This is a genomic window from Lentzea sp. NPDC036955 (genome assembly GCF_055608005.1).
This window is the reverse complement of sequence record NZ_JBVJRC010000010.1, coordinates 45,578-64,967: the sequence shown is the minus strand read 5'-3', so window position 1 is coordinate 64,967 and position 19,390 is coordinate 45,578. Positions and strand designations below refer to the sequence as shown.

The 19,390-nt window shown below is 72.4% G+C and carries 15 protein-coding genes; 6 read left to right on the top strand and 9 right to left on the bottom strand.

The genetic code is table 11. The features are described from left to right. Positions 1–81: 81 nt before the first annotated feature. Entirely contained in the window at positions 82–1,155 is a 1,074-nt protein-coding gene (locus ACZ7CF_RS31830) for a WD40/YVTN/BNR-like repeat-containing protein (protein ID WP_360400619.1), read from the top strand. Positions 1,156–1,627: 472 nt separating this feature from the next. After that, a complete protein-coding gene (locus ACZ7CF_RS31825) occupies positions 1,628–1,912 on the top strand; it encodes a ubiquitin-like small modifier protein 1 (RefSeq protein WP_360400622.1) in 285 nt (94 codons plus the stop codon). Positions 1,913–2,034: 122 nt separating this feature from the next. Here the strand turns inward: ACZ7CF_RS31825 and ACZ7CF_RS31820 are convergent, their stop codons facing one another. From ACZ7CF_RS31820 to ACZ7CF_RS31810, 3 genes are read right to left on the bottom strand one after another with little or no spacing between them, the layout of a single operon-like run. Next, complete coding sequence (locus ACZ7CF_RS31820) at positions 2,035–2,394, bottom strand: hypothetical protein (RefSeq protein ID WP_470371318.1); 360 nt, start codon at positions 2,392–2,394, stop codon at positions 2,035–2,037. A gap of 23 nt (positions 2,395–2,417) precedes the next feature. Next, complete coding sequence (locus ACZ7CF_RS31815; RefSeq protein ID WP_470371317.1) at positions 2,418–3,263, bottom strand: SWIM zinc finger family protein; 846 nt, start codon at positions 3,261–3,263, stop codon at positions 2,418–2,420. After that, positions 3,256–6,231 carry a DEAD/DEAH box helicase gene (locus ACZ7CF_RS31810; RefSeq protein ID WP_470371316.1) on the bottom strand — a complete coding sequence of 992 codons (2,976 nt, stop codon included), beginning with the start codon at positions 6,229–6,231 and terminating at the stop codon, positions 3,256–3,258. Before ACZ7CF_RS31810 ends, ACZ7CF_RS31815 begins: the two co-directional genes overlap by 8 nt. A 30-nt stretch (positions 6,232–6,261) precedes the next feature. On the opposite strand from ACZ7CF_RS31810, the gene ACZ7CF_RS31805 reads away from it, so the two are divergent. Further along, a complete protein-coding gene (locus ACZ7CF_RS31805) occupies positions 6,262–7,728 on the top strand; it encodes an aromatic amino acid ammonia-lyase (protein WP_470371315.1) in 1,467 nt (488 codons plus the stop codon). 1,080 nt (positions 7,729–8,808) lie between these two features. Here the strand turns inward: ACZ7CF_RS31805 and ACZ7CF_RS31800 are convergent. From ACZ7CF_RS31800 to ACZ7CF_RS31790, 3 genes are all read right to left on the bottom strand, one after another. Next, positions 8,809–9,084 (bottom strand): GlsB/YeaQ/YmgE family stress response membrane protein, encoded by a 276-nt coding sequence (locus ACZ7CF_RS31800; protein ID WP_360400637.1) that lies wholly within the window; start codon positions 9,082–9,084, stop codon positions 8,809–8,811. Between the two features lie 64 nt (positions 9,085–9,148). Beyond that, positions 9,149–9,631, bottom strand: a complete 483-nt coding sequence (locus tag ACZ7CF_RS31795; protein ID WP_470371314.1) for a hypothetical protein — start codon at positions 9,629–9,631, stop codon at positions 9,149–9,151. 94 nt (positions 9,632–9,725) lie between these two features. Next, a complete protein-coding gene (locus tag ACZ7CF_RS31790; RefSeq protein ID WP_470371313.1) occupies positions 9,726–10,766 on the bottom strand; it encodes a DUF2786 domain-containing protein in 1,041 nt (346 codons plus the stop codon). 62 nt (positions 10,767–10,828) lie between these two features. Here ACZ7CF_RS31790 and folP point away from each other — a divergent pair, with 62 nt between their 5' ends. From folP to ACZ7CF_RS31775, 3 genes are read left to right on the top strand one after another with little or no spacing between them, the layout of a single operon-like run. Continuing rightward, positions 10,829–11,665 (top strand): dihydropteroate synthase, encoded by an 837-nt coding sequence (gene folP, locus ACZ7CF_RS31785; protein WP_360400646.1) that lies wholly within the window; start codon positions 10,829–10,831, stop codon positions 11,663–11,665. Between the two features lies 1 nt (position 11,666). Then, positions 11,667–12,605, top strand: coding sequence for a hypothetical protein (locus tag ACZ7CF_RS31780; RefSeq protein WP_360400649.1), 939 nt, complete (start codon positions 11,667–11,669; stop codon positions 12,603–12,605). Positions 12,606–12,654: 49 nt separating this feature from the next. Continuing rightward, positions 12,655–12,939: a hypothetical protein gene (locus ACZ7CF_RS31775; RefSeq protein WP_360400652.1), complete on the top strand. Its 285-nt coding sequence runs from the start codon at positions 12,655–12,657 to the stop codon at positions 12,937–12,939. Positions 12,940–13,024: 85 nt separating this feature from the next. Here ACZ7CF_RS31775 and ACZ7CF_RS31770 read toward each other — a convergent pair whose 3' ends face one another. The 3 genes from ACZ7CF_RS31770 to ACZ7CF_RS31760 are packed head-to-tail and all read right to left on the bottom strand — an operon-like array spanning position 13,025 to position 19,378. After that, positions 13,025–16,894 (bottom strand): TIGR02680 family protein, encoded by a 3,870-nt coding sequence (locus ACZ7CF_RS31770; RefSeq protein ID WP_470371312.1) that lies wholly within the window; start codon positions 16,892–16,894, stop codon positions 13,025–13,027. Continuing rightward, entirely contained in the window at positions 16,887–18,044 is a 1,158-nt protein-coding gene (locus ACZ7CF_RS31765; protein ID WP_470371311.1) for a TIGR02678 family protein, read from the bottom strand. Before ACZ7CF_RS31765 ends, ACZ7CF_RS31770 begins: the two co-directional genes overlap by 8 nt. Continuing rightward, positions 18,041–19,378 carry a TIGR02677 family protein gene (locus ACZ7CF_RS31760; protein WP_470371310.1) on the bottom strand — a complete coding sequence of 446 codons (1,338 nt, stop codon included), beginning with the start codon at positions 19,376–19,378 and terminating at the stop codon, positions 18,041–18,043. Before ACZ7CF_RS31760 ends, ACZ7CF_RS31765 begins: the two co-directional genes overlap by 4 nt. Between the last annotated feature and the right edge of the window lie 12 nt (positions 19,379–19,390).

The window sequence follows — 19,390 nt, the reverse complement described above, 5'->3', positions numbered from 1 at the left end:
ACGTGGCCTTTCCTCCACCATCAGAAATTGTCAGACCCCCGGCGTAACGTGCCCCACATCACATCTTCGAGGAGGCGCGAGATGACGGTGTTGCTGGCGATCGGCACCCGCAAGGGCCTGTGGCTGGCCCGCAGCGAGGACCGCGTGACGTGGCAGGTGGACGGCCCGCACCACCCCATGCAGGAGGTGTACGCGGTCGCGTTCGACACCCGCGGGGGCACCCGCCTGCTCGCCGGGGTGTCGTCCCCGCACTTCGGCCCCGGCGTGTCCACATCGGACGACCTCGGCGCCACCTGGGACGAACCGGAGTCACCCCCGATCGCGTTCCCGGCCGACGCCTCCCTGGAACGCGTCTGGCAGCTCCAGCCGGCCCCCGCCACCCAGCCCGGCGTCGTCTACGCGGGCACCCAGCCCTCCGCGCTGTTCAAGTCCACCGACGGCGGCCGCACGTTCGAGCTCGTCGAGGGCCTCTGGAACCACCCGCACCGCCCCGAGTGGTCGGCGGGCTTCGGCGGCCAGGCCGTCCACACGATCGTCCCCGACCCGGAAGACCCCGACCGCGTGCTCGTGGCCATGTCCACCGGCGGCGTCTACCGCACCGCCGACGGCGGCAAGTCCTGGGAGGCCCGCAACAAGGGCATCAAGGCGTACTTCTTCCCCGATCCGTGGCCCGAGTTCGGCCAGTGCGTCCACAAGGTGGCCCAGCACCCCTCGTCCCCGTCCCGCTTCTACGCCCAGAACCACCACGGCGTCTACCGCAGCGACGACGGCGGCGACACCTGGCAGTCCATCGCCGACGGCCTCCCCACCGACTTCGGCTTCGCCATGGTCGTGCACCCCCACGACCCGGACACCGTCTTCACGTTCCCGATCGAGGCCGACGCCCGCCGCTTCCCACCCGAGGGCAAGTGCCGCGTCTACCGCACCCGCGACGCCGGCTCGTCGTGGCAGGCCCTGGGCGCCGGCCTGCCCGACGCCTTCTGGACCGCCGTGATGCGCGACGCCATGTGCACCGACACCGCCCCCACCCCCGGCGTCTACTTCGGCTCCCGCTCCGGCGAGGTCTACGCGAGCCCCGACGAGGGCGAGACCTGGCACCAGGTAGCCGCCCACCTGCCCGACGTGATGTCGATCCGCGCGGCGGTGCTCCCTTGACGCCCGCCGGCCCACTCGCGGCGCTTCCTCTCGCGGCCCTCTGTTCCGCGGCGCCTCAACTCGTGGCGTCTCCACCTGCGGCGCTCCGTCCTGCGGCGCTGGTGCCTGCGGCGCCTCCGCCTCCACTCGCGGCCCTCTGTTCCGCGACGCCTCTACTCGCGGCGCTCCCAACCGTGGTGTCCCCACCCGCGGCACCCCGTCCCGCAGCGCCCCCACCCGCCGCGACTCCCAGGCCCGCCGCAAGGCCCGCGCCTGCGGTGCTCAGGCTCGCCGCGACACCCGCGACACCCGCGACACCCGCGACACCCGCGACACCCGGTCGCGCCGCGGTCCCGGCGCGCTTGTCGTCCAGGCCCGCCGCGGCGCCTGCCCACACAGCCCTCAGGCCCGCAGCAAGGCCCGAGTCCGTGGCGCCCAAGTCCGCCGTGGTGCCAGCCCACGCGGCGTCCGCGCTCACCCCGGCGGTGCCCGCATGAAGGTCACCGTCCTGATCCCCGGCGTCCTGCGCACCGCCACGGCCGGCGCTTCCCACGTCGACGTCGACGTCCCCGAACCCGCCACCCTCGGCGCCGCCCTGGACGTCCTCGCCGACACCTACCCCGGCCTGGACCGCCGCCTGCGCGACGAACGCTCCACCCTCCGCCGCTACGTCAACTTCTACGTCAACGGCGAGGAGTGCCGCCGCCTCTCCGGCCCGGCCACCCCACTCCCGGCAGGCGCCGAGATCCAGATCCTGCCCTCGGTGGCCGGCGGCTAGCCGCCGGGGTCGTCCAGGGGTCCGCGGCCACGGGGACGGGTCGCGGACCTCCGGGCGGCGCACTCACGGCTACCGGCCCCCGAGGCGGGTGTGCCCGCCATCCGCATTCCTGACCTCGCTGGTCAGTGCGACTGGTCCTCGGAACCGCCCGCACGGGCGGCGGACCTCTGGGTCCACATGGCCCAGCCACCGACGACGGCGCAGAGCACGGTCACCGAAGCGAGCACCACGAGCAGCGGTGGCACCCACGGTGTCGGCTGTTCGTCGTGGGTGCGGCCGTCCTCGAAGACGCAGGTGCTCGTGAGCGTCCACGGGTCCTGCAGTTCTTCCTTGAGCACTGCCCTCTCGTAGACCAGGCCTCGCGCGCACATCTCGTCGTGCTCGCTGATGACGAACAGGATGTTGCCCCAGGCGAAAACGGCCCCCATGAGCACCAGCAACAGCGGGACCGGCACGACGAGCCAGGTCAGCTTCTCCCTCATCTGGCCAGCATCCCGCAAATCGCTCACGTGCCGGTCACATCGGGAGGCGGTTCGGCGAGCCGCAAGTACGCCGGCCGCAGCAGGTCCACGAGGTTGTCGCGCCGAACGGAGATCGGAACCGCGTCGAGCTGGTCGAGGACCGCGTCCGGGCGCACCGCGGCCGTCGGGTCGCCGAGGGGGATCGCGGTCGTGGTCTGGCGGTGCCAGAACGTGTCGAGGCACTGGGTGAGCGGCGGGACCTCCTCACGGGTCACCGTCGTGCGGGTGGCGCCGCGGAGGGTGCGGAGGCGGTCGAGGAGGTCCTCACGGCCGCGGCCGCGCCAGGCGAGGATCTCGAACGGGTCGTTGTCGAAGGACTCGGCCAGCAGGTAGCAGGTGGCGGCCAGGTGTTTGCAGGGCACCTCCCAGTCGGGGCAGGTGCAGTCCATCGTCAGCTCGCGCATCGTCGCCGGGAACAGCTGCAGGCCGAGGCCGGCGAAGAGGGTCTCGATGTCGCGGGGCATCTCGCCGGCCAGCAGCTTCGCGGTGTAGAGGGCTTGGCCGGCGAGGGCGTGTTCGATGCGCTGCCACTCGGGTGTGGTGAACGACTTGATCGCGATGCGGGCCCGGTACGGGGTGGGGCGGGAGCCCTGGACCAGGGCGATCACCATGCTCGTGGACAGCGACAGGCTCAGCACCTGGCCCTGGCGCGCGTAGGTGCGGCCGCGGGTCAGGCGGCCGCCCATGCCGAACGACTCCAGGACCTCCAGGAAGCGGCGCGACCACCAGGTGGTGGCGATGTCGCCGCGCTGGCTCTTCGCCCTGATGCCGTTGTCGGCCTTGATGGTCCTGCCGTAGCGGGGGTGTTCACCGGACCAGTGGTCACTCACCGACGGCCTCCCCGGAGAGCGTGAGCAGGTCGCGCAGCTGGGAGGTGGACAGCTCGGTGAGCCAGTTCTCGCCCGCGCCCACGACCAGCTGGGCCAGTGCGCGTTTCTCCTCGATCATGGTGTCGATGCGTTCTTCGAGCGTGCCGATGCAGACGAACTTGCGCACCTGGACGTTGCGGTTCTGGCCGATGCGGAACGCGCGGTCCGTCGCCTGGTCCTCGACCGCGGGGTTCCACCAGCGGTCCAGGTGAATGACGTGGTTGGCGGCGGTGAGGTTGAGGCCGGTGCCACCTGCCTTGAGGGACAACAGGAACAGCGACGGGCCGGTGCTGTCCTGGAAGCGTTCGACCATGCGGTCGCGGGCCGCCTTGCCGGTGCCACCGTGCAGGAACATCACCTCGGTGTCGAAGCGGGCCGCGAGGTGGGGCACGAGCATGCTGCCGAACTCGGTGAACTGCGTGAAGCACAACGCCTTGTCGCCCTCGGCGAGGACCTCTTCGAGTACTTCCTCAAGGCGCGCGAGCTTGCCGGAGCGGCCGGAGATGCGGGAGCCGTCGCCCAGGAAGTGGGCCGGGTGGTTGCAGACCTGCTTGAGCTTCGACATCGTCGCCAGCACCAGGCCCTTGCGGCCGATGCCCTCTGCTTCCTCGATCTTCTCCAGCATGTCGTTCACGACGGCCTGGTAGAGCGAGGCCTGCTCGGTGGTGAGGTTGCACAGCTGGCGCACCTCGACCTTGTCCGGCAGGTCGCTGATGATGCGCGGGTCGGTCTTCACGCGGCGCAGCACGAACGGGTTCGTGATCTTGCGCAGGCGGGCGGCGGCGTCCTTGTCGTTGTGGCGTTCCACCGGGACCGCGAAGCGCGCGCGGAAGGTGTTGATCGTGCCGAGCACGCCGGGGTTCGCGAAGTCCATGATCGACCACAGCTCGGCGAGGCGGTTCTCCACCGGGGTGCCGGTCAGGGCGACGCGGTGGCGGGCCTTGAGCCGGCGCACGGCCTGGGACTGGCGGGTGGCGCTGTTCTTGATGTTCTGCGCCTCGTCGAGCACGACCCGGTCCCAGGTCAGGTCGCCCAGCGCGGCACTGTCGCGGCCCGCCAGCGCGTACGTCGTGAGGACCAGGTCGTGGCTCTCGACGGCCTCGCGCAGGGCGTCGCCGTCGAGGCGGCCGGCGCCGTGGTGCACGTGGACGGAGAGCTCCGGCGTGAACCTCGCCGCCTCGCGCTGCCAGTTGCCGACGACCGACATCGGGCAGATCAGCAGGGTCGGCGGGCGCTTGCCGTTCGCGCGGTTCAGGGCCTCCAGCGCCAGCAACTGCACGGTCTTGCCCAAGCCCATGTCGTCGGCGAGACAGGCGCCCAGGCCGATCTTGTCGAGGAACGCCAGCCACGCCAGACCGCGCTGCTGGTACGGGCGCAGCCGGGCGCCGAAGCCCGCCGGCGGCTCGACCGGCTCGATCTGCTCGTCGGCCCTGCCGGACAACAGGTCGCCGAGCCAGCCGTCCGCCTCGACCGACGTGAGCGGCAGCGGCAGGCTCTCGTCCTCCTCGGTCAGTCCACTGTGGAGCATCACCTCGGCGGCGGTCATCTGGCCACCGCCGCGCTGGAGGAACGCGAGCCCCGCCGCCAGGCGCTTCTGGTCGACCTGCACCCACTGGCCGCGCACCTGCACCAGCGGCACCTTCGCCCTGGCGAGCTCGGCGAGCTCCGCGTCGGTGAGCGAGTCCTCGCCCAGAGCGAGTTCCCACCTGTAGTCCACGATGGACTTCAGGCCGATCTCGCTCTCCTTCGCCACGGTCCCCGCCGTGCCGCGGCTCTTCGTGGTGAGCTTCAACCCGAGCCGCACCCGCTGCTGCCACCACGACGGCAGCAGCACGCCGAACCCGGCCTGCGCCAGCACCGGCGCCGCGGTCAGGAACCGGTACGCGCCTTCGGTTCCGACCTCCAGCTCCGCCGGGTGCGCGCCGCGCAACGCCTCGTCCAGGTCGGGGTGCAGCCGGCTCGCGCGGCCGAGGTCCGCCAGCAGGTGCTCCTGCGGCGCCGGGATCCAGCGCCGCAGCACGGCGTCGTCGGCGAACCACACCTGGTGCGCGGGCACCAGCACGCTCGGCTCGTCGACGGCCTGCAGCAGGAACTCGACCGCCCACTCGTCCTCGCCGCGCTGCTCGGGCGAACGCAACCGGAAGCACGTGCGCACCGGACTCTCGCTGCCCGCGCTCTGCCGCCACCGGTCGAGCTGTTCGCGCAGCTCGTAGAGCTCCACCGGGTCCGCGTCGAACTCCGGGTCCCCGGTCAGCGCGGCGAGCCACGCCTCCGCCGTCGTCTGCTGCCCGCGGCGGCGCGGCGCGAGCGAGGTCTTGTCGAGGCGGGCGCGCACCTGCTCGTCCACCACCGCCGTGAGCGCCGCGCGCACCAGCTCCGCCGGGTCGGCGGCGATCTCCTCGCAGCGGCACGCGGGCGGCATCGCCGCCTGCAACGCGGCGAACCGCGCCGAGTCCGTGCCCGACAGCACTGGCACCCACCGCGCCCGCGGCCGGTCCGGTGCGACCGAGGGCAGCACGCGCCCGCGCGTGACGAGGTCCGCCGCGAAGCCCGCCACGTCGAACACGAACCGCGCCGAGTCGCTCAACCGCACGTCCGGACCCGGTTCCGGCCGGTCGCCGAACCGGATCGTGGGCACACCCCACTGCTTCAGCCCGACCTTGCCGCGCTGCGCCCGGCCCGCCGTGAGCGGGTCGCGCACCAGCTCCGGCGACGCCATCGGACCCGACGCGTAGGAGGGCAGCAGCAACGCGCGCCACGTCGCCCCTTCGTCGTCGATCCCGAGCGCCGCCGCGAGCGACTCCGCCGTGGCCGCGAACGGATGCGGTGCGTCCCGGCGGCTGCTCTCACTGCGTGCGGGCAGCCCGGAATCCTCGGCCCACAGCGCAAGCGCGCCGTCGGTCGTGCACAGGCCATGCAGTACGAGCACCTGTGAACCCTATGTGTTCACATTGTCGCCATGGTCGATGACACCCCTGTCGTGCTGGACGGTCAGTCCCTCGGCGGCGACGAAGTCCTGCGCGTCGCCAGGTACCACACGCCGGTGGTCCTGCACGCCGACGGGCTCGACCGCCTCGAAGCGTCGTGGCGCGCCAGCCAGCGCCTCGTCGTGCGCAGGCAGGTGTACGGCCGCACCACCGGTGTGGGCGCGAACCGCGACCAGCTCGTCACCACCGAAGGCTGGGCCGAGCACGGTCTGCGCCTGCTGCGCAGCCACGCCGGCGGCCTCGGCGGCATGCTGCCGGAGGAACAGGTGCGCGCCATGATGGTCGTGCGCCTGAACCAGCTCCTCGCCGGCGGCGCGGGCGTCCGCCGTGCCGTGGCCGACGCCCTGCTCGCGGCGTTGAACAGCAGCTGCTACCCCGGCGTGCACGAGTACGGCGCGATCGGCACCGGCGACCTCACCGCACTCGCCGAGACCGGCCTCACCCTGATCGGCGAGCGCTACTGGCTCGGGTCCACGCAGACCCCGGACCCGATCGACCTCGACTCCGGCGACGCCCTCGCGTTGATCAGCAGCAACGCCCTGACCATCGGCATGGCGGGCCTCGCCTGGCACGACGCCGCGGAACTGCTCAGGGCCACCCACGTCGTGGCCGCCCTGTCGTTCCTCGCCGTCGACGGCGCCGTCGAGGCCTACGCCGAACGCGTCCACCTCGGCCGCCCGCACCCCGGCCAGGTCGCCGTCGCCGCCGAGATGCGCAGGCTGCTCGGCGAGCCGTCCCGTCCGCCCGCACGCATCCAGGACCCGTTCGGCTACCGCTGCTTCCCGCAGATCCACGGCCCCGCCGTCGACGCCGCCACCGACCTCGGCCGCGTCCTCGACGTCGAGTTCAACGCCGCCGCCGAGAACCCGCTCATCGTCTCCGACCACTTCGGCCCCGAGGACGACGCCGCCTACCACCACGGCGCCTTCCACAGCGCGTACCTCGGCCAGGCCCTCGACCGCCTGCGGCTGGCCCTGCTGCACACCGGTCACCTCTCGACCGCCCGGCTCGCCACCCTCGTCGAACCGAACTTCACCGGCCTGCACCCGTTCCTGGCCGAAGGCGTGCGCGGCAGCTCGGGCGTGATGATCCTGGAGTACAGCGCCAACTCCGCGCTCGCCGAGGTCCGCACCCTGGCCGAGCCGGCCAGCATCGGCAACGCCGTCGTCTCGCGCGGCCAGGAGGAGAACTCGAGCTTCGCCTTCCAGTCCGCGAGCCAGGCCCTGCGCTCGCTGGGCGCGTTCCGCCTCGTGCTCGCCTGCGAGATCGTCGCCGCCGTGCGCGCCCTGCGGCTGCGCGGCATCGTGCCCGACACCCCGGAGCTGCGCGCGGCCTTCGAGCTCGCCGAGTCGAAGCTCAACCCGGACATGTCCGACCGCCAGCTCAGCCCGGACGTGGAGGTGGCCTCCGGTCTGCTCGCCGAGTTCGCTTCCTGCTGATTCGCACCTTCCTCTCCCCGCGGTTGGGCGGTGGGGTTGCTGTGGGTTGGGGTGGGCGGCCGCTGGGGGTGTCAGTGGTGGATGGGTTGGCCTGTTGCCGGTGGTGGGTGGGGTGAGGCGGCCTGTGGCGCGAAGCGGCGCGGGCGCTGTGCCGGCGACGGGAGTCGGCCGGGAGCAGCGGGCGCGCCGGGGCCCTGGGGAGCCGGGGGAGGGAACGGGCCTGGCGGCGGGACCGGTCCTGTGACGGGTGCGAGCGTTGGTGAGGCTGGGCGAGCCAGCTGGTGGTGTGGTGGGAGGTGCTCCTCTCGTCGCTGGGTGAGGTGGGCCTGGCGTTGAGGTGCGGGCCTGGGGCGGCACGGGACGTGATGCGTGGTCAGGGATACGGCGGTCGGCGCGGGCGCTGTGGGACACGGGTGTGGGGCGTGGCCGGGTGCGGCGGGCGTGCCGGGACCGCAGGTGCCGGGTTGGCGGCGGACGGTGCGGGCGCTTGCGTGGCAACGCGTGAGGCGTGGCTGGGCAGCGGGCGCGTCGGAGATCCGCGGGGTGCCGGGGGATGGCGGTGGTTGACGCGGGCGCTTGCGGAGCAACGCGTGAGGCGTGGTTGGGAGCCAGCGGGCGCGTCGGAGACCGCGGGGTGCCGGGGTGGCGGTGGTTGACGCGGGCGCTTGCGGAGCACGCGTTGGGCGTGGCCGGGGTGCGGCGGGCGGCCGAGGATGCGCGTGCCGGGGTGGCGGTGGTCGGCGCGGGCGCTTGCGGGGCACGCGGTGCAGGGCGTGGCCGGGGAAGCGGGCGCGTCGAAGGGCCGGGGAGGTGGGCCGCGGGGACGGCGGGCGGCGCGCGAGGCGTGCGGGATCAAGGCACGGGGTGTGCGCGGCGGGCGCCGAGGGCGGGGTGAGGTGCGACCGGGGACCGGTGACGGGCCGAGGTGCCGGCGGGCTGTGCGACGGCGGTTGGCGCGAGGGCGGTCGGCGGTCGGGAGAGGTGCGGTTTGTGGGGAGGTTGTGCGGTGGGCAAGGCCGGGTGGGGCACTGACGGGTCCACCCGGCCGGTGGCGGCGGGAAGCCGGCCACGAGGGGTGGGTCAGTGGACGAGGGGGGACCTCGTGCGGCGGTTGGCGAGGGTGGTGACGCCGGCGCCGGCCAGGCCGACCTGGAGGGCCAGCTCGATCCAGTCGATGCCCGCGGTGTCGGCGACGCCGAGGACGGTGGCCGCCGCGGTGCCCAGCAGAGCCGCCGCGATGCCGACGAGGATCGTCGTGAGCAGCGAGACGTGTTGCCTGCCGGGGACCACCAGGCGGCCGAGGCCGCCGATGAAGGCGCCGATGAGCAGGGCGCTGATCAGGCCGGTGATTTCCACGGTTACCCCCTGAAGACTCTGGTGCGTACTGCTCCAGGGTCCGCCGCCGCGGGGGTCCGCCGAATCAGGTCTTCCCCTGAGGCTGCCCTGACATTCCCCCTAGCAGTGCGGCGGCGGTGGAGGAGAGCTCGCGGCCGGGCACGTCCGGGTCGCAGCCCACGCGGGCCAGGCGGGCCCGGATGGCGGTCGAGGAGCGCTGCATCTCCTCGCCCAGTGCGCGGATGAGGACGGTGGCGTCGTCGGTGGACGGGGTGAGCCAGGCTGCGCGGAGGTCGGAGTCGAGGGAGTCGGTCCAGGGCTGGTTGGCGTTCGCGTGGCGGGCTGGGCGGCCGCGCAGGCGCGTGTGGGCGCCCAGGACGCGGGAGAGCAGCTTGCCGACGGCTGCCCCGCCCTCGGAGGGCAGCCTGAGGCGGCCGTCGGCCACCACCTCCCCCGAGGGGGCGGACCCCAGCAGGTCCAGGACCACGGACTCGTCCGCGTCCGTCGTGGCGCTCAGCCGGTACAGGACCTCACCGAGCTTCGTCTCGTTCTGGTAGGTGCTTGGCATGGGGTTGACGTTAGGGAGGGGGTCTGACGGTTTTCGGCCCCGGTTGCCCCGGGACGGCCCCGGGAAGGGGGAGTTCACTCGAACGGGTACGGGGTCAGCCCCGTGGCACGGCCTTCTGGCCCGTTCCCAGGTCCGCGGCGTCCGCCGCCGCCCGCCCCGCGCCCCACCCGGCGGCCGACCGCACCGTCACGCGCGAGGTCCGCGTCCGCGTGAACATCTCGTCGAACAACGTGTCCACGGCCTTCCTGCGGTTCGCCAGCACCGGCAGCAGCCGCTCGTCCGGCACCGGCTCGTCGGCGGTGTGCAGCCGCTCCGCGATCCGGGACGCGTAGGCGATCAGGAACGACTTGCGGAACGGCCGCGACCGCGCCTCGCTGCCCTTGGTCTCCTTCCCGCCGGCGGCCACCATCGCGCGCGTTGCCTGCACCAGCAACGACGTGGACAGCAGCTCCACGATCTCCAGGTCCACCTCGTCGCCCACGAGCGCGACGAACCCGAACCCGTCGTAGGCCACCGCACGCGCCCGCGATGCCTCCGCCACCACGTGCACGAGCTGCGACTTCTCCTTGAAGTACGCCTTGTCGAGCCACATCCGCCGCGACGTCGCGAGCTGCGGCAGGTCCGCGTCCAGCACCGCCCGTTCGAGCGCGTGCCGGTTCATCAGGTCCTGCGCCTTGGCCGACAGCGCCTCCGCCTCCTCCGGGAACGACGTCGACTCGGCCTTCGCCAGCAGCCCGCGCACCCGGTTGAGCACCTTCGGATCCACACCCGCGCGCACGAGACCGCTCAGCGCGTCACCGGGCAGCGGCAGGATCCGCGGCAGGGTCGGCAGCCGGTTCAGGAACGCGAGCAGCTCCGCGGCCGTGCGGGACGCGTAGGACGCCGTCTCGATGTGCCGTGCCGCCCACGCCTCCAGCAGCGGTCCCTCCCACCAGACCGCGGCGCCGATCTCGTCCAGCTGCCGTTGCCAGCGCGGGTGCACCGTGCTCGCGGCATGGGGCGAACAGGACGAAGCGATCACGTCCACCACGAGCGAGGTGGCCGACTCGTCGAGCGAACGCGACACGATCTCGCGAACGTCGTAGGGCAACCATCCCCGGTCCCACAGCGCGTCGACCGCTTTCACCAGTTCCACGCAGGGCAGTATGAGACGTCCGCCATGTGCACAGGCCGGGGCCCGCCTGGTAGACACGGGATGTGATCGAGCTCCAGTTCCGCGGCCGGACCGTCGTCCGCGACCACGCGCTGGTGATGGCGATCATCAACCGCACCCCGGACTCGTTCTACGACAGGGGCGCCACCTACGCCGAGGACGTCGCCATGGAGGCCGTCCACCGCGTGGTCGGCGAGGGCGCGGACATCGTCGACATCGGCGGGGTGAAGGCCGGTCCGGGCGACCTCGTCGACCCCGAAGAAGAAGTGCGCCGCGTCGTGCCGTTCATCGCCCGTGTGCGCGACGCGTACCCGGACCTCATCATCAGCAGCGACACGTGGCGCGCCGACGTCGGCCGGCTGGCCTGCGAGGCCGGTGCGGACCTGCTCAACGACACGTGGGCGGGCGCGGACCCGCGGCTGGCCGAGGTCGCTGCCGAGTACGGCGCCGGTTACGTCTGTTCGCACACCGGGGGCGTGAAGCCGCGGACGCGTCCGCATAGGGTGAGCTACCCGGACCTCGTGGCGGACGTCGTCGCGGAGACGACGGCGCACGCGGAGAAGGTGGTCGCCCTGGGCGTGCCGCGCAAGAGCGTGCTCATCGACCCCACGCACGACTTCGGCAAGAACACCTGGCACAGCCTCGCGCTGGTGCGGCACACGGACGAGCTGGTCGCCACCGGGTGGCCGGTGCTGATGGCGTTGTCCAACAAGGATTTCGTCGGGGAGACCCTCGGCGTTGAACTGCACGAGCGCGTCGAGGGCACCCTCGTCGCGACTGCGATCGCGGCGGTGGCGGGCGCCGCGGTGTTCCGCGCGCACGAAGTGGCGCGCACCAGACGAGTACTCGAGGCCGTCGCCCGGCTGCAGCAGGAGGTATGAGGTGGACGACGTCTTCGCCCGGTTCTCGGACGACCGGTGGGACGACTTCCTCGACGAGCTCGACAAGATCCGCGTCACGGCGGTGGACCCCGCGGAACGGCAGCAGGTCAAGGCCACCGCGCGCCGTGACGCACGGGAGGCGGCCGGTCAGCCGTTGCTCGTGCGGATGGCCATCGCGGACCACTACCTGAACCTGCTCGCCGTCGGCGTGTGGGCGGGCGACGAGAGCTGGCGCGCGGAGCTGCGTGACCTGGTCGTTTCTCTAGTGCCCGAGGACGACGAGACGCGCGACGACGGCCTGTTGAGCTCCGTCATCGCCGTGGTGCTCGCACAGCTGCTGCAGGACGCCCGTCTGCGCGGTGGTTCCGAGGCGGACGTCATCGCGCGCACGGCGTGGGAGAAGGCGCAGGAGTGGGCCGCCTACGCGGAGGACCGCCACGTCGAACGGCTGCTGCACCACTCGACGGAGGCCGGCGCACGCGTCGTGACCGCCACCGAGGTGCAGGAGGTCGTGGAACTGGCCACGGCCGCCGCCGACGACCAGCACGCGGAGACCATCGCGGCGCTGGAGGCCGAAGGGCTGTCCGCGGAGCTGATGAACGGCGTCTGGGTCGTGGACGGCGACTTCCGCAACCCGGTCCGCGCCGCCGCCCGCGCCATCACCCTCACGGGCTACGGGTGCGTGCTCGCGCGGAACATCCGCCAGTCGGCCGTGATGCTGTGGCACGAGAACACGCTCGCCATGGCGGACTCCAAGGTCCCGCGCTGGCGGGTCTACCCGATCCTCGCGCCGGTCACCCCGCAGTCGAAGTTCTCCGGCGGCGAGGGCCTGCCCTTCACCCGCGACACCCACCCGCTGGCACCCGCTCCAGAAGTCGTGCGCCGGTTGGCCGACGCCGTTGGTGTCAACCTGTCCCATCTGCTGGCTGCATTGCGGTGAAAGGGTGATCTTTGGCTTTCCGCAACCTTCAGTGGTTAATCTTGGTGCCATGCCCAGATTTGCCGAGTTCGATGTGGAAGGCCTGCGGAAATCCAGCGCCGTCGCGGACTTTCCCTGGTCAGAGACGTGGGTCACGCTGATCCGCGTCGACGCCAAGGGAGTTGTCCGGCAAGCCAGCTCGTTGTCGGAGAAAGTTTCTCTGCTGACCGTTGCGTCGGACAAGGACCTCGTCATCGCCTCCTGTCCGGAGATTTACGCGGTCGACGACCTGTCGGCCGCCCGAGCAGCCGTCAGGGCTTCGGTCGCACGCGAGATGTCGCCAAGCCTCGGATGAAGCACCACCCGCCACTCGGGCTCAGCGGCGAGCACGAGTTCCGGGAACCGCCGCAACACCACCTGGAAGCGCTCTCACCCCCAGGTCACGACTCGTCCGGTTGCAGGCTGTGGCCGTCCCACGTGAACCGCACCGTCGTCACCGCGTCGTCGCCGTCGGTGCCCGTGGTCAGCTGGTGGATCGCGATGCCGCTGAGCTCCTGGTAGTCGCACCACTCGTGGTCCGAGGTGAGGACCAGGTCGAGGTCGAACGCGACGAGCAGCTCCAGGAGCTGGCCCCGGTTCGTGGCGTCGACGCCGACGAAGACCTCGTCGAGCAGGATCAGGCGGGGTGCGGTCGGGGTGGCCTGGTAGTGGGCGGCAGCCGCGGCGAACAGCGGGAGGTGCAGGACGATGGCCTTCTCGCCGCCGGACAGGGCGCCGTGGACGCGTTTGGTGACGGGGATCCAGCCGTCGCCGCGGTCGACCTTCACCACGAACTGGTGCCAGGTCGTGTAGTCGAGGACCTGGGCGAGCTGTTGTTCCCAGCCTGTCGCGGTGCCGTGGGCGCGTGCCTCTTCTACGCGCTCGCGGAAGAACTGGTGCAGGGTCGCGCGTTCGTCGTCCCTGAGGCCGGAGGGGTCGCGGAGCAGGAGGTCGCGGGCCTCGTAGGTGCCGAGGGGGAGTTGCGGGTCCACCTGCCAGACGAGCTGCACGCGGATGTTCGACGCGGTCTGCACGCGCTCCAGGCGCTGGTTCATCGTGTCGACGAGGTCGATGGTGGAGCTGATGCGCTGGGCGAGGTGACGGCGGGTGTCGCCGGTGAGGAGCTGGTCGAAGAGGGCGTGCTCGCTGTCGGCGATGTGCGCGAGCATGCGGTCGCGGTCGGAGCGCAGGGTGGCCAGCAGGCCGGAGGCGCCGGTGCTCACGCCGTTCACGGTGGCGGTGAGCAGGGTGACGTCGTCGTCGGGTTCGAGGGAGAGGTCGACGCGGCCGGCGAGCTGGTGGCGTGCGTCGTGCACGGTGTTGTTGAGCTGGGCCTCGGCGTCGCGGATCAGGCGTTGTTCGAACGGGACGTCCGCCAGCTCCTCGACGAGTCCCGCGGCGTCCGATGTGGACACGAGGGCGTCGGCGGGCAGCCGGCTGCCGATCAGGTGGCCGAACCGGGTCCTCGCGGCGTCACGGGCTGTGGTGGCCTCGAAGGCGCGGGCGGTGTCGGCCTTGCGGCGTTCCTCCCACGTGCCGAGGACGCGCGCGAGCGAGGTCTGCTTGTGCCGCAACGCCTCCTGCGAGTCGAGCAGTGAACGGGCCTGCGCGCGCAACGTGACGAGCTGCTGGTCCAGCTCCTGGTACTCGGCGCCGGAGGAGCGTTCGACGGTCTCCAGGACGATCGCGAGCCCCTCGGCTTCCTGCTGTTGCGTCGCGGCGGAGTCGGAGGCCTCCTCCGCGAGCTCGGCGCTGGTGGCGGCGCGGGCCACGGCGTCGGCGGCCAGTGCTTCGGCGGCGGCCGCGTCGAGGCGGTCGTCCAGCCAGCGCTGGCCCGTGGTGCGGAACGTCGCGACCGCGGCCAGGACCGCGTCGAGCCCCTGCTCGGTGGTGGGCAGGTCGGTCGCCAGCGCGGTCACGGCGCGCAGGGCCTCGGTGACGGCGAGGTCGGCCTCCGCGCACCGGGTGGTCGCGGCGGCGACGGCGTCTTTCCGTGCGGCACAACGGAGCTGGGCGCGCGTGCGCTGCTCCTCGGCGAGCTCCAGGGGGTCGTGGCTGGGCTGGCGGGCGATCTCACCGGCCAGGGTCGCGCGGCGCACGGACAGCAGCGACAGGGCCGCGTCGAGGCCGGAGAGGTCGGTGGCGAGCTCCTCGATCGACGCGGTGAGCTCGGCGATGCGCCGGGAACGGCCCCGCTCCCGTGCCGAGGTACCGATGTAGGTGGGCTCCGGCTTGGTCCAGCGACCGTGGGCCGCCGCGAGCCGCCACGAACCGTCGGCGCCGATCGCCGCCGTGTGACCGGTCGCGGTCTCACCGAACGCGATGCCTTCGAGCAGCTGCCGGGCGCGGTTGTCCTCGCTGGTCAGCACGTCGAGCAGGGTGCGGCCGGGTGCGGGCGCGGCCAGCAGGGGCTCGGCGAAGCGGTCCTCGTCGCTCAGGCCGTACGAGTTGACCGGCGTGAGCCACGCGTCGAGCAGGCCGGACGCCTCCAGTGCCGCCTCGACGGACCCGCGCACCGGGGTGGGCACGTCCGGGTGGAACTCGACGAGACGCCACAGCGGGGTGCCCGCGGCCGTCATCCGGTGGTCGAGGTCGCGGGTGTAAGGCGCCGGAGGTGGCACGTCGACCTGGTTGGCCAGCTTCTCGCGGATGGCGTTGTACTGCGAGAGCTGCCGGTTCAGCGCGTTGCGGCTCTCGTGCAACGTCGCCTCGGCGCGTGCGAACTCCTCACGGGCCAGCGCGGCGGCCTCCACGACGGCGGAGGGCACGATCTCGGTGGGGTCGGCCAGCGTCAGCTCGGAGCAGCCGCGGGCCCACGTCGCGAACTCCTCCGCGAAGCGCGCAAACGCTTGCTCGTGCGCTTTCTGCGCCTGGACCTCCGCCTGCTCGGCCTGCGCCAGCTCGTCGCGGGTCTCCTCCAGCCGCTGCTGCGCCGCCTTCTGCACGTGCAGGGCCACCTCGTGCGCGAGGAGCACCCGCCGCACGTCGGCGACCTGCGCGGTCCTGGCGTCGACGGCCGCGTCGAGCAGCTGGCGTTGCACTCGCACGTCGGTGCCGCGGTCGAGCTCGCCGAACACCGACGGCATGCCCGCGCGTTCGGCGGCGTGCTCGGCCTCGGTGGCGGACTTGCGCAGGTGCTCGGCCCGGTCAGCGGCCGTGGACCTGGCCGCGGCCGCCCGGTCGGCGTCCTCGGCGGCACGGGCGCGCAGCTTCTCGGCGTGCGCGGCGGCAGCGGCGGCCCACGCGCTCGCGGTGTCGAGCTGACGGCGCAGCCGGTCGACCTGCTTGCCCTTCCGGTAGGCGGGCAGCTCGGTGATGCCGGTGATCTCGGCCTCGACCCCGCTCGCCTCCGCGATCAGGGCGGTGAGCTGCTCCGCGTTCTGCTCCACGTAGGAGACCTGCTGGTGGTAGCGCTGCTCGCTCTCCTCGGCGGCACGGGTGCGTTCGGCCAGCTCCGCCTCGGCGGACGTCAGCGCCGTGGCCGCCGCACGCAGCACGCGCTGGGCATAGGTGCGTTGACGTGCGGCGAGCACGTCGGCCGTGGCGATCTCCTCGTTGAGCCGCCGCAGCTCCTCGCGTTGCCCGTCGAGCAGCTCGAAGCCCTCGGCGATCTCCCCGAGCTCAGTGGTGTCCAGCGGCGGAAGTGCCCTGGACAGCAACGTCGACAGCACGCTCGGGTCGAGCCGCTCGGACAGCTTCGGCGTGCGCAGCTGCAGCAGGGCCGTGATCAACGAGTCGTAGCGCTGCTCGCTCACGCCGGGGAACAACGTCGTGCGGACCGTGTCGCGGTATTCGGCCGGAGACGGGTGCACGGCGCCGTGCTCACCGATCGCGGTCGCGAGGTCGGAGCTGGTCAGCGGCCGTCCGGCCTCGTTGACCAGCGCCAGGTCGCCGACGCGCTGGTCGGTGGTGAAGTAGTGCGTGGTGACGTTGTTGGTGTTCGTGGTCGCCTGCAATCGCGCGCCACAGGTGAACCAGCGCTCGCCCTGCTGGAACTCCAGCCACACATAGCCCACGCGTGTGCTGCCGTGCACACCCTCGCCCATGAGGTTCCAGTGCATGGTGCGGTCCGCGCTGCCGAACGTCGACAGGCGGTGCGGGCGCAGGTTCGCGTCGAACAGGTACGGCAGCAGCAGTTCGAGCGCCTTCGACTTGCCGGTGCCGTTCGGGCCCCTGAGCAGCAGCCGGCCCTCGTGGAAGGTGAAGATCTCGTCGTAGTAGCGCCAGACGTTGATGATGCCGGCGCGGCTGGGTTGCCACCGGTCAGTCATGCAGCTCCTCGACCGCGTACCTGGCTGCCGCGGGCAGCCTGCTCACGTTGCCGTCCTCGACGCGGGCCAGCCCGAACGCCCGCAGCAGCGCGAGCCCGTCCTGCGCGAGCCGGGCGGCACCGCCGTCCGAACGGTAGGCCTTGGCCCAGTTGGGGAACCGGGTCAGCAGCTCGTCGGTCTCCGCGACCAGGTCGTCCTCGGTCGCGTCGCCCCGGGCGAGCCGGTCGAGCAGGACCAGCGCGGCGACCTTGGCGTGGTCGTCGTCATCGGGGAACCGCGTGTCCGTCGCGATCGCGTCGGCGTCGACGACCAGGAAGCCCTCCGCGCGCTCCTCCAGCGTGCACCCGGCGATGCCGACCGCGGTGTGCACGAGCTTGCGCCCGCTCGGCGAGGCCAGGAACGCCCGCTGGTCCTCGGTGAGCTCGTCGCGGTACACGACCGGGTCGTCGACCAGCCGCCGCAGCACCGAGTGCCGGGTCCAGGTCGTGCGCTGGACCGCCGAGCTGTCGTCCTCGTAGCGGTTCTCCCGGGTCAGGCCCTCAATGCTATCCACTGTGGACGGTGCGACAGGCGCGGCGAGCAGCCGGGTGACGAGCGCGGCGTCCACCCGGTACAGCACCTTCGCGCCGGGCTGGTCGAGGAAGCTCTCCGCCTTGCCGTCGACAGGCCGTGCGGCACCGTGCTGTTCGAGGAACAGCAGCACGTCCACGAACGCCGACCGCTCGTCCCGGCGGGACGGGTCGAACACCGGCAACCCCTCCAGCGCGGTCGTCTGCCGCACGCGGTCGGCGAGCAGGCCGATCGTCGTCGCCGGACCGGCCAGCAACTCCGCGCACACCACGCACAGCAGCGTGTAGCGGCGGCGGTCGAACGGCGCCCGTCCCGACCGCGCACGCCGCGCCGGCCGGGTCGGGTCGGGCCGCTGCGTGGTCTTGGTCAGCCGGGCGTACCCGGCGCGCGGCTCGACGTGCAGCCGCCAGCCGCAGTAGTAGTCGAACCACTTCGTGATCGGCTCACGGCGGCGGCGCACCAGGTCGAAGCCGTCCGGTTCGAGCGCGGCGGTCAGCAACGGGCTCGCGAGCAGCATCCTGATGCCACGCGCCACCTCCTCGCTCTCCAACCGCGCGAGCTGGTTCCCGGTCCGGCTCATCGGCGCTGCACTTCGATCACGTAGTCCGGGCCGCTCAACGTACCCCTCTGCGTGGTGATCTTCGCCCACCCGCGGGCGTTGCGCAGCCTGATGTGCACCCGGCCGTCACTGGTGGAGGCCGCGCGGGTGCCCGTGCTGTCCGGCATCGCCCCGAGCGCCCTGCCGACCAGGTCGAGCAGCCGGTCGAACGTGTCGTGGTCGAGCTCCTGCAGGCTGGAGATCCGGATCGGCCCGTCGGTCTGCAGCTGCTGCCAGGCGAGCTCCAGCTGCTGCCGCTCCCGCTGCGCCTGCTCCTTGCGCGCCCGGCGGATCTGCTCGACGTCGCGGACCTTGCCGGTCGCGCCGATGTGCTCCTGCCGGCCGGACTTGCGCAGCTGCGGCGACACCGGCACCGCGGGCGTGTTGTGCCACGGCTCCGCGCTCGGGATCAGCTCGCCGTCCGCGTGCTGCAGGTGCGCGTGCCTGGCCGGCCACAACCCGAACGCCGCGTTGAACAGCGCGTGCGCCTCGTCGTCGTCGCTCGTGCGCGCGAACCAGCTCGCGAGCGCCCGGAAGTCGGCGGCGGTGTTGGTGGGTTTGCGGCGCTGCTCGCCGATCCGGTCGAGCTTGCCGAGGAAGTCGACGATGGCGGCGCGGACGACGTCCTCGAGCCGGTCGAGCCGCCGCGACCAGGCGGTGAGCTCCTCTACGCGTTCGTGCAGGTCATCACGGGTGAGCCCGGCGAGCGCGCGGCGGATGCGGTCCTTGCGCGCGTCCAGGTCCTCGACGAACCCCTGCAGGTGGCCGACGGTGTCGGCGGTGGGCACGTGCTCCCCGCGCTGCAGCTCGCCGACGAAGAGCACGATGTCCGTGCGGAACGCGTCCAGGTGCGCTTCGAGCTCCCGGAGCGTCGCCTTCGTGCGCGTCTCGGCGGCGGCCAGCGCTTCGAGGCGGTCGGCGATGGCGTCGAGGTGGGAGGCGTCGAGCGCGCCGCGGCTCGTGATCGTCCTCAGCGCTTCCCTGGTGGCGGCGACGGCGGCCTCGCCGTGGCGGGTCAGGACGTGGACGACGTTGTGGCGCTCGTACTCGGCCGCGGTCGTGAAGTGCGCGGCGTGCCGCTGGACCGTCTCCGTGAGACCCCACCGCCCGAGGTTCCCGAGAGCGGTCTTCAGCTCCTCGTCGCCGACCGGGCGGTGCGTCCTGCGCAGCTCCTCGTGGAGGTCGTCGGTGGTGAGAGCGGTCTCAAGGCGCTCGGCCGCCTCGCCGAACACGTGGAGGACCGCGGTGTGCAGCTCCGCGTTCGGCGCCGTGGTGAAGCGGAACAGGTCCGCGGGCACCGTCGGAAACGTCGTCACCTGCACCACCGT

Coding starts and splice junctions, on each gene's coding strand:
- ACZ7CF_RS31830 (WP_360400619.1), top strand. CDS start 82: ATGACGGTGTTGCTGGCGATCGGCACCCGCAAGGGCCTGTGGCTGGCC.
- ACZ7CF_RS31825 (WP_360400622.1), top strand. CDS start 1,628: ATGAAGGTCACCGTCCTGATCCCCGGCGTCCTGCGCACCGCCACGGCC.
- ACZ7CF_RS31820 (WP_470371318.1), bottom strand. CDS start 2,394: ATGAGGGAGAAGCTGACCTGGCTCGTCGTGCCGGTCCCGCTGTTGCTG.
- ACZ7CF_RS31805 (WP_470371315.1), top strand. CDS start 6,262: ATGGTCGATGACACCCCTGTCGTGCTGGACGGTCAGTCCCTCGGCGGC.
- ACZ7CF_RS31795 (WP_470371314.1), bottom strand. CDS start 9,631: ATGCCAAGCACCTACCAGAACGAGACGAAGCTCGGTGAGGTCCTGTAC.
- ACZ7CF_RS31775 (WP_360400652.1), top strand. CDS start 12,655: ATGCCCAGATTTGCCGAGTTCGATGTGGAAGGCCTGCGGAAATCCAGC.
- ACZ7CF_RS31770 (WP_470371312.1), bottom strand. CDS start 16,894: ATGACTGACCGGTGGCAACCCAGCCGCGCCGGCATCATCAACGTCTGG.
- ACZ7CF_RS31765 (WP_470371311.1), bottom strand. CDS start 18,044: ATGAGCCGGACCGGGAACCAGCTCGCGCGGTTGGAGAGCGAGGAGGTG.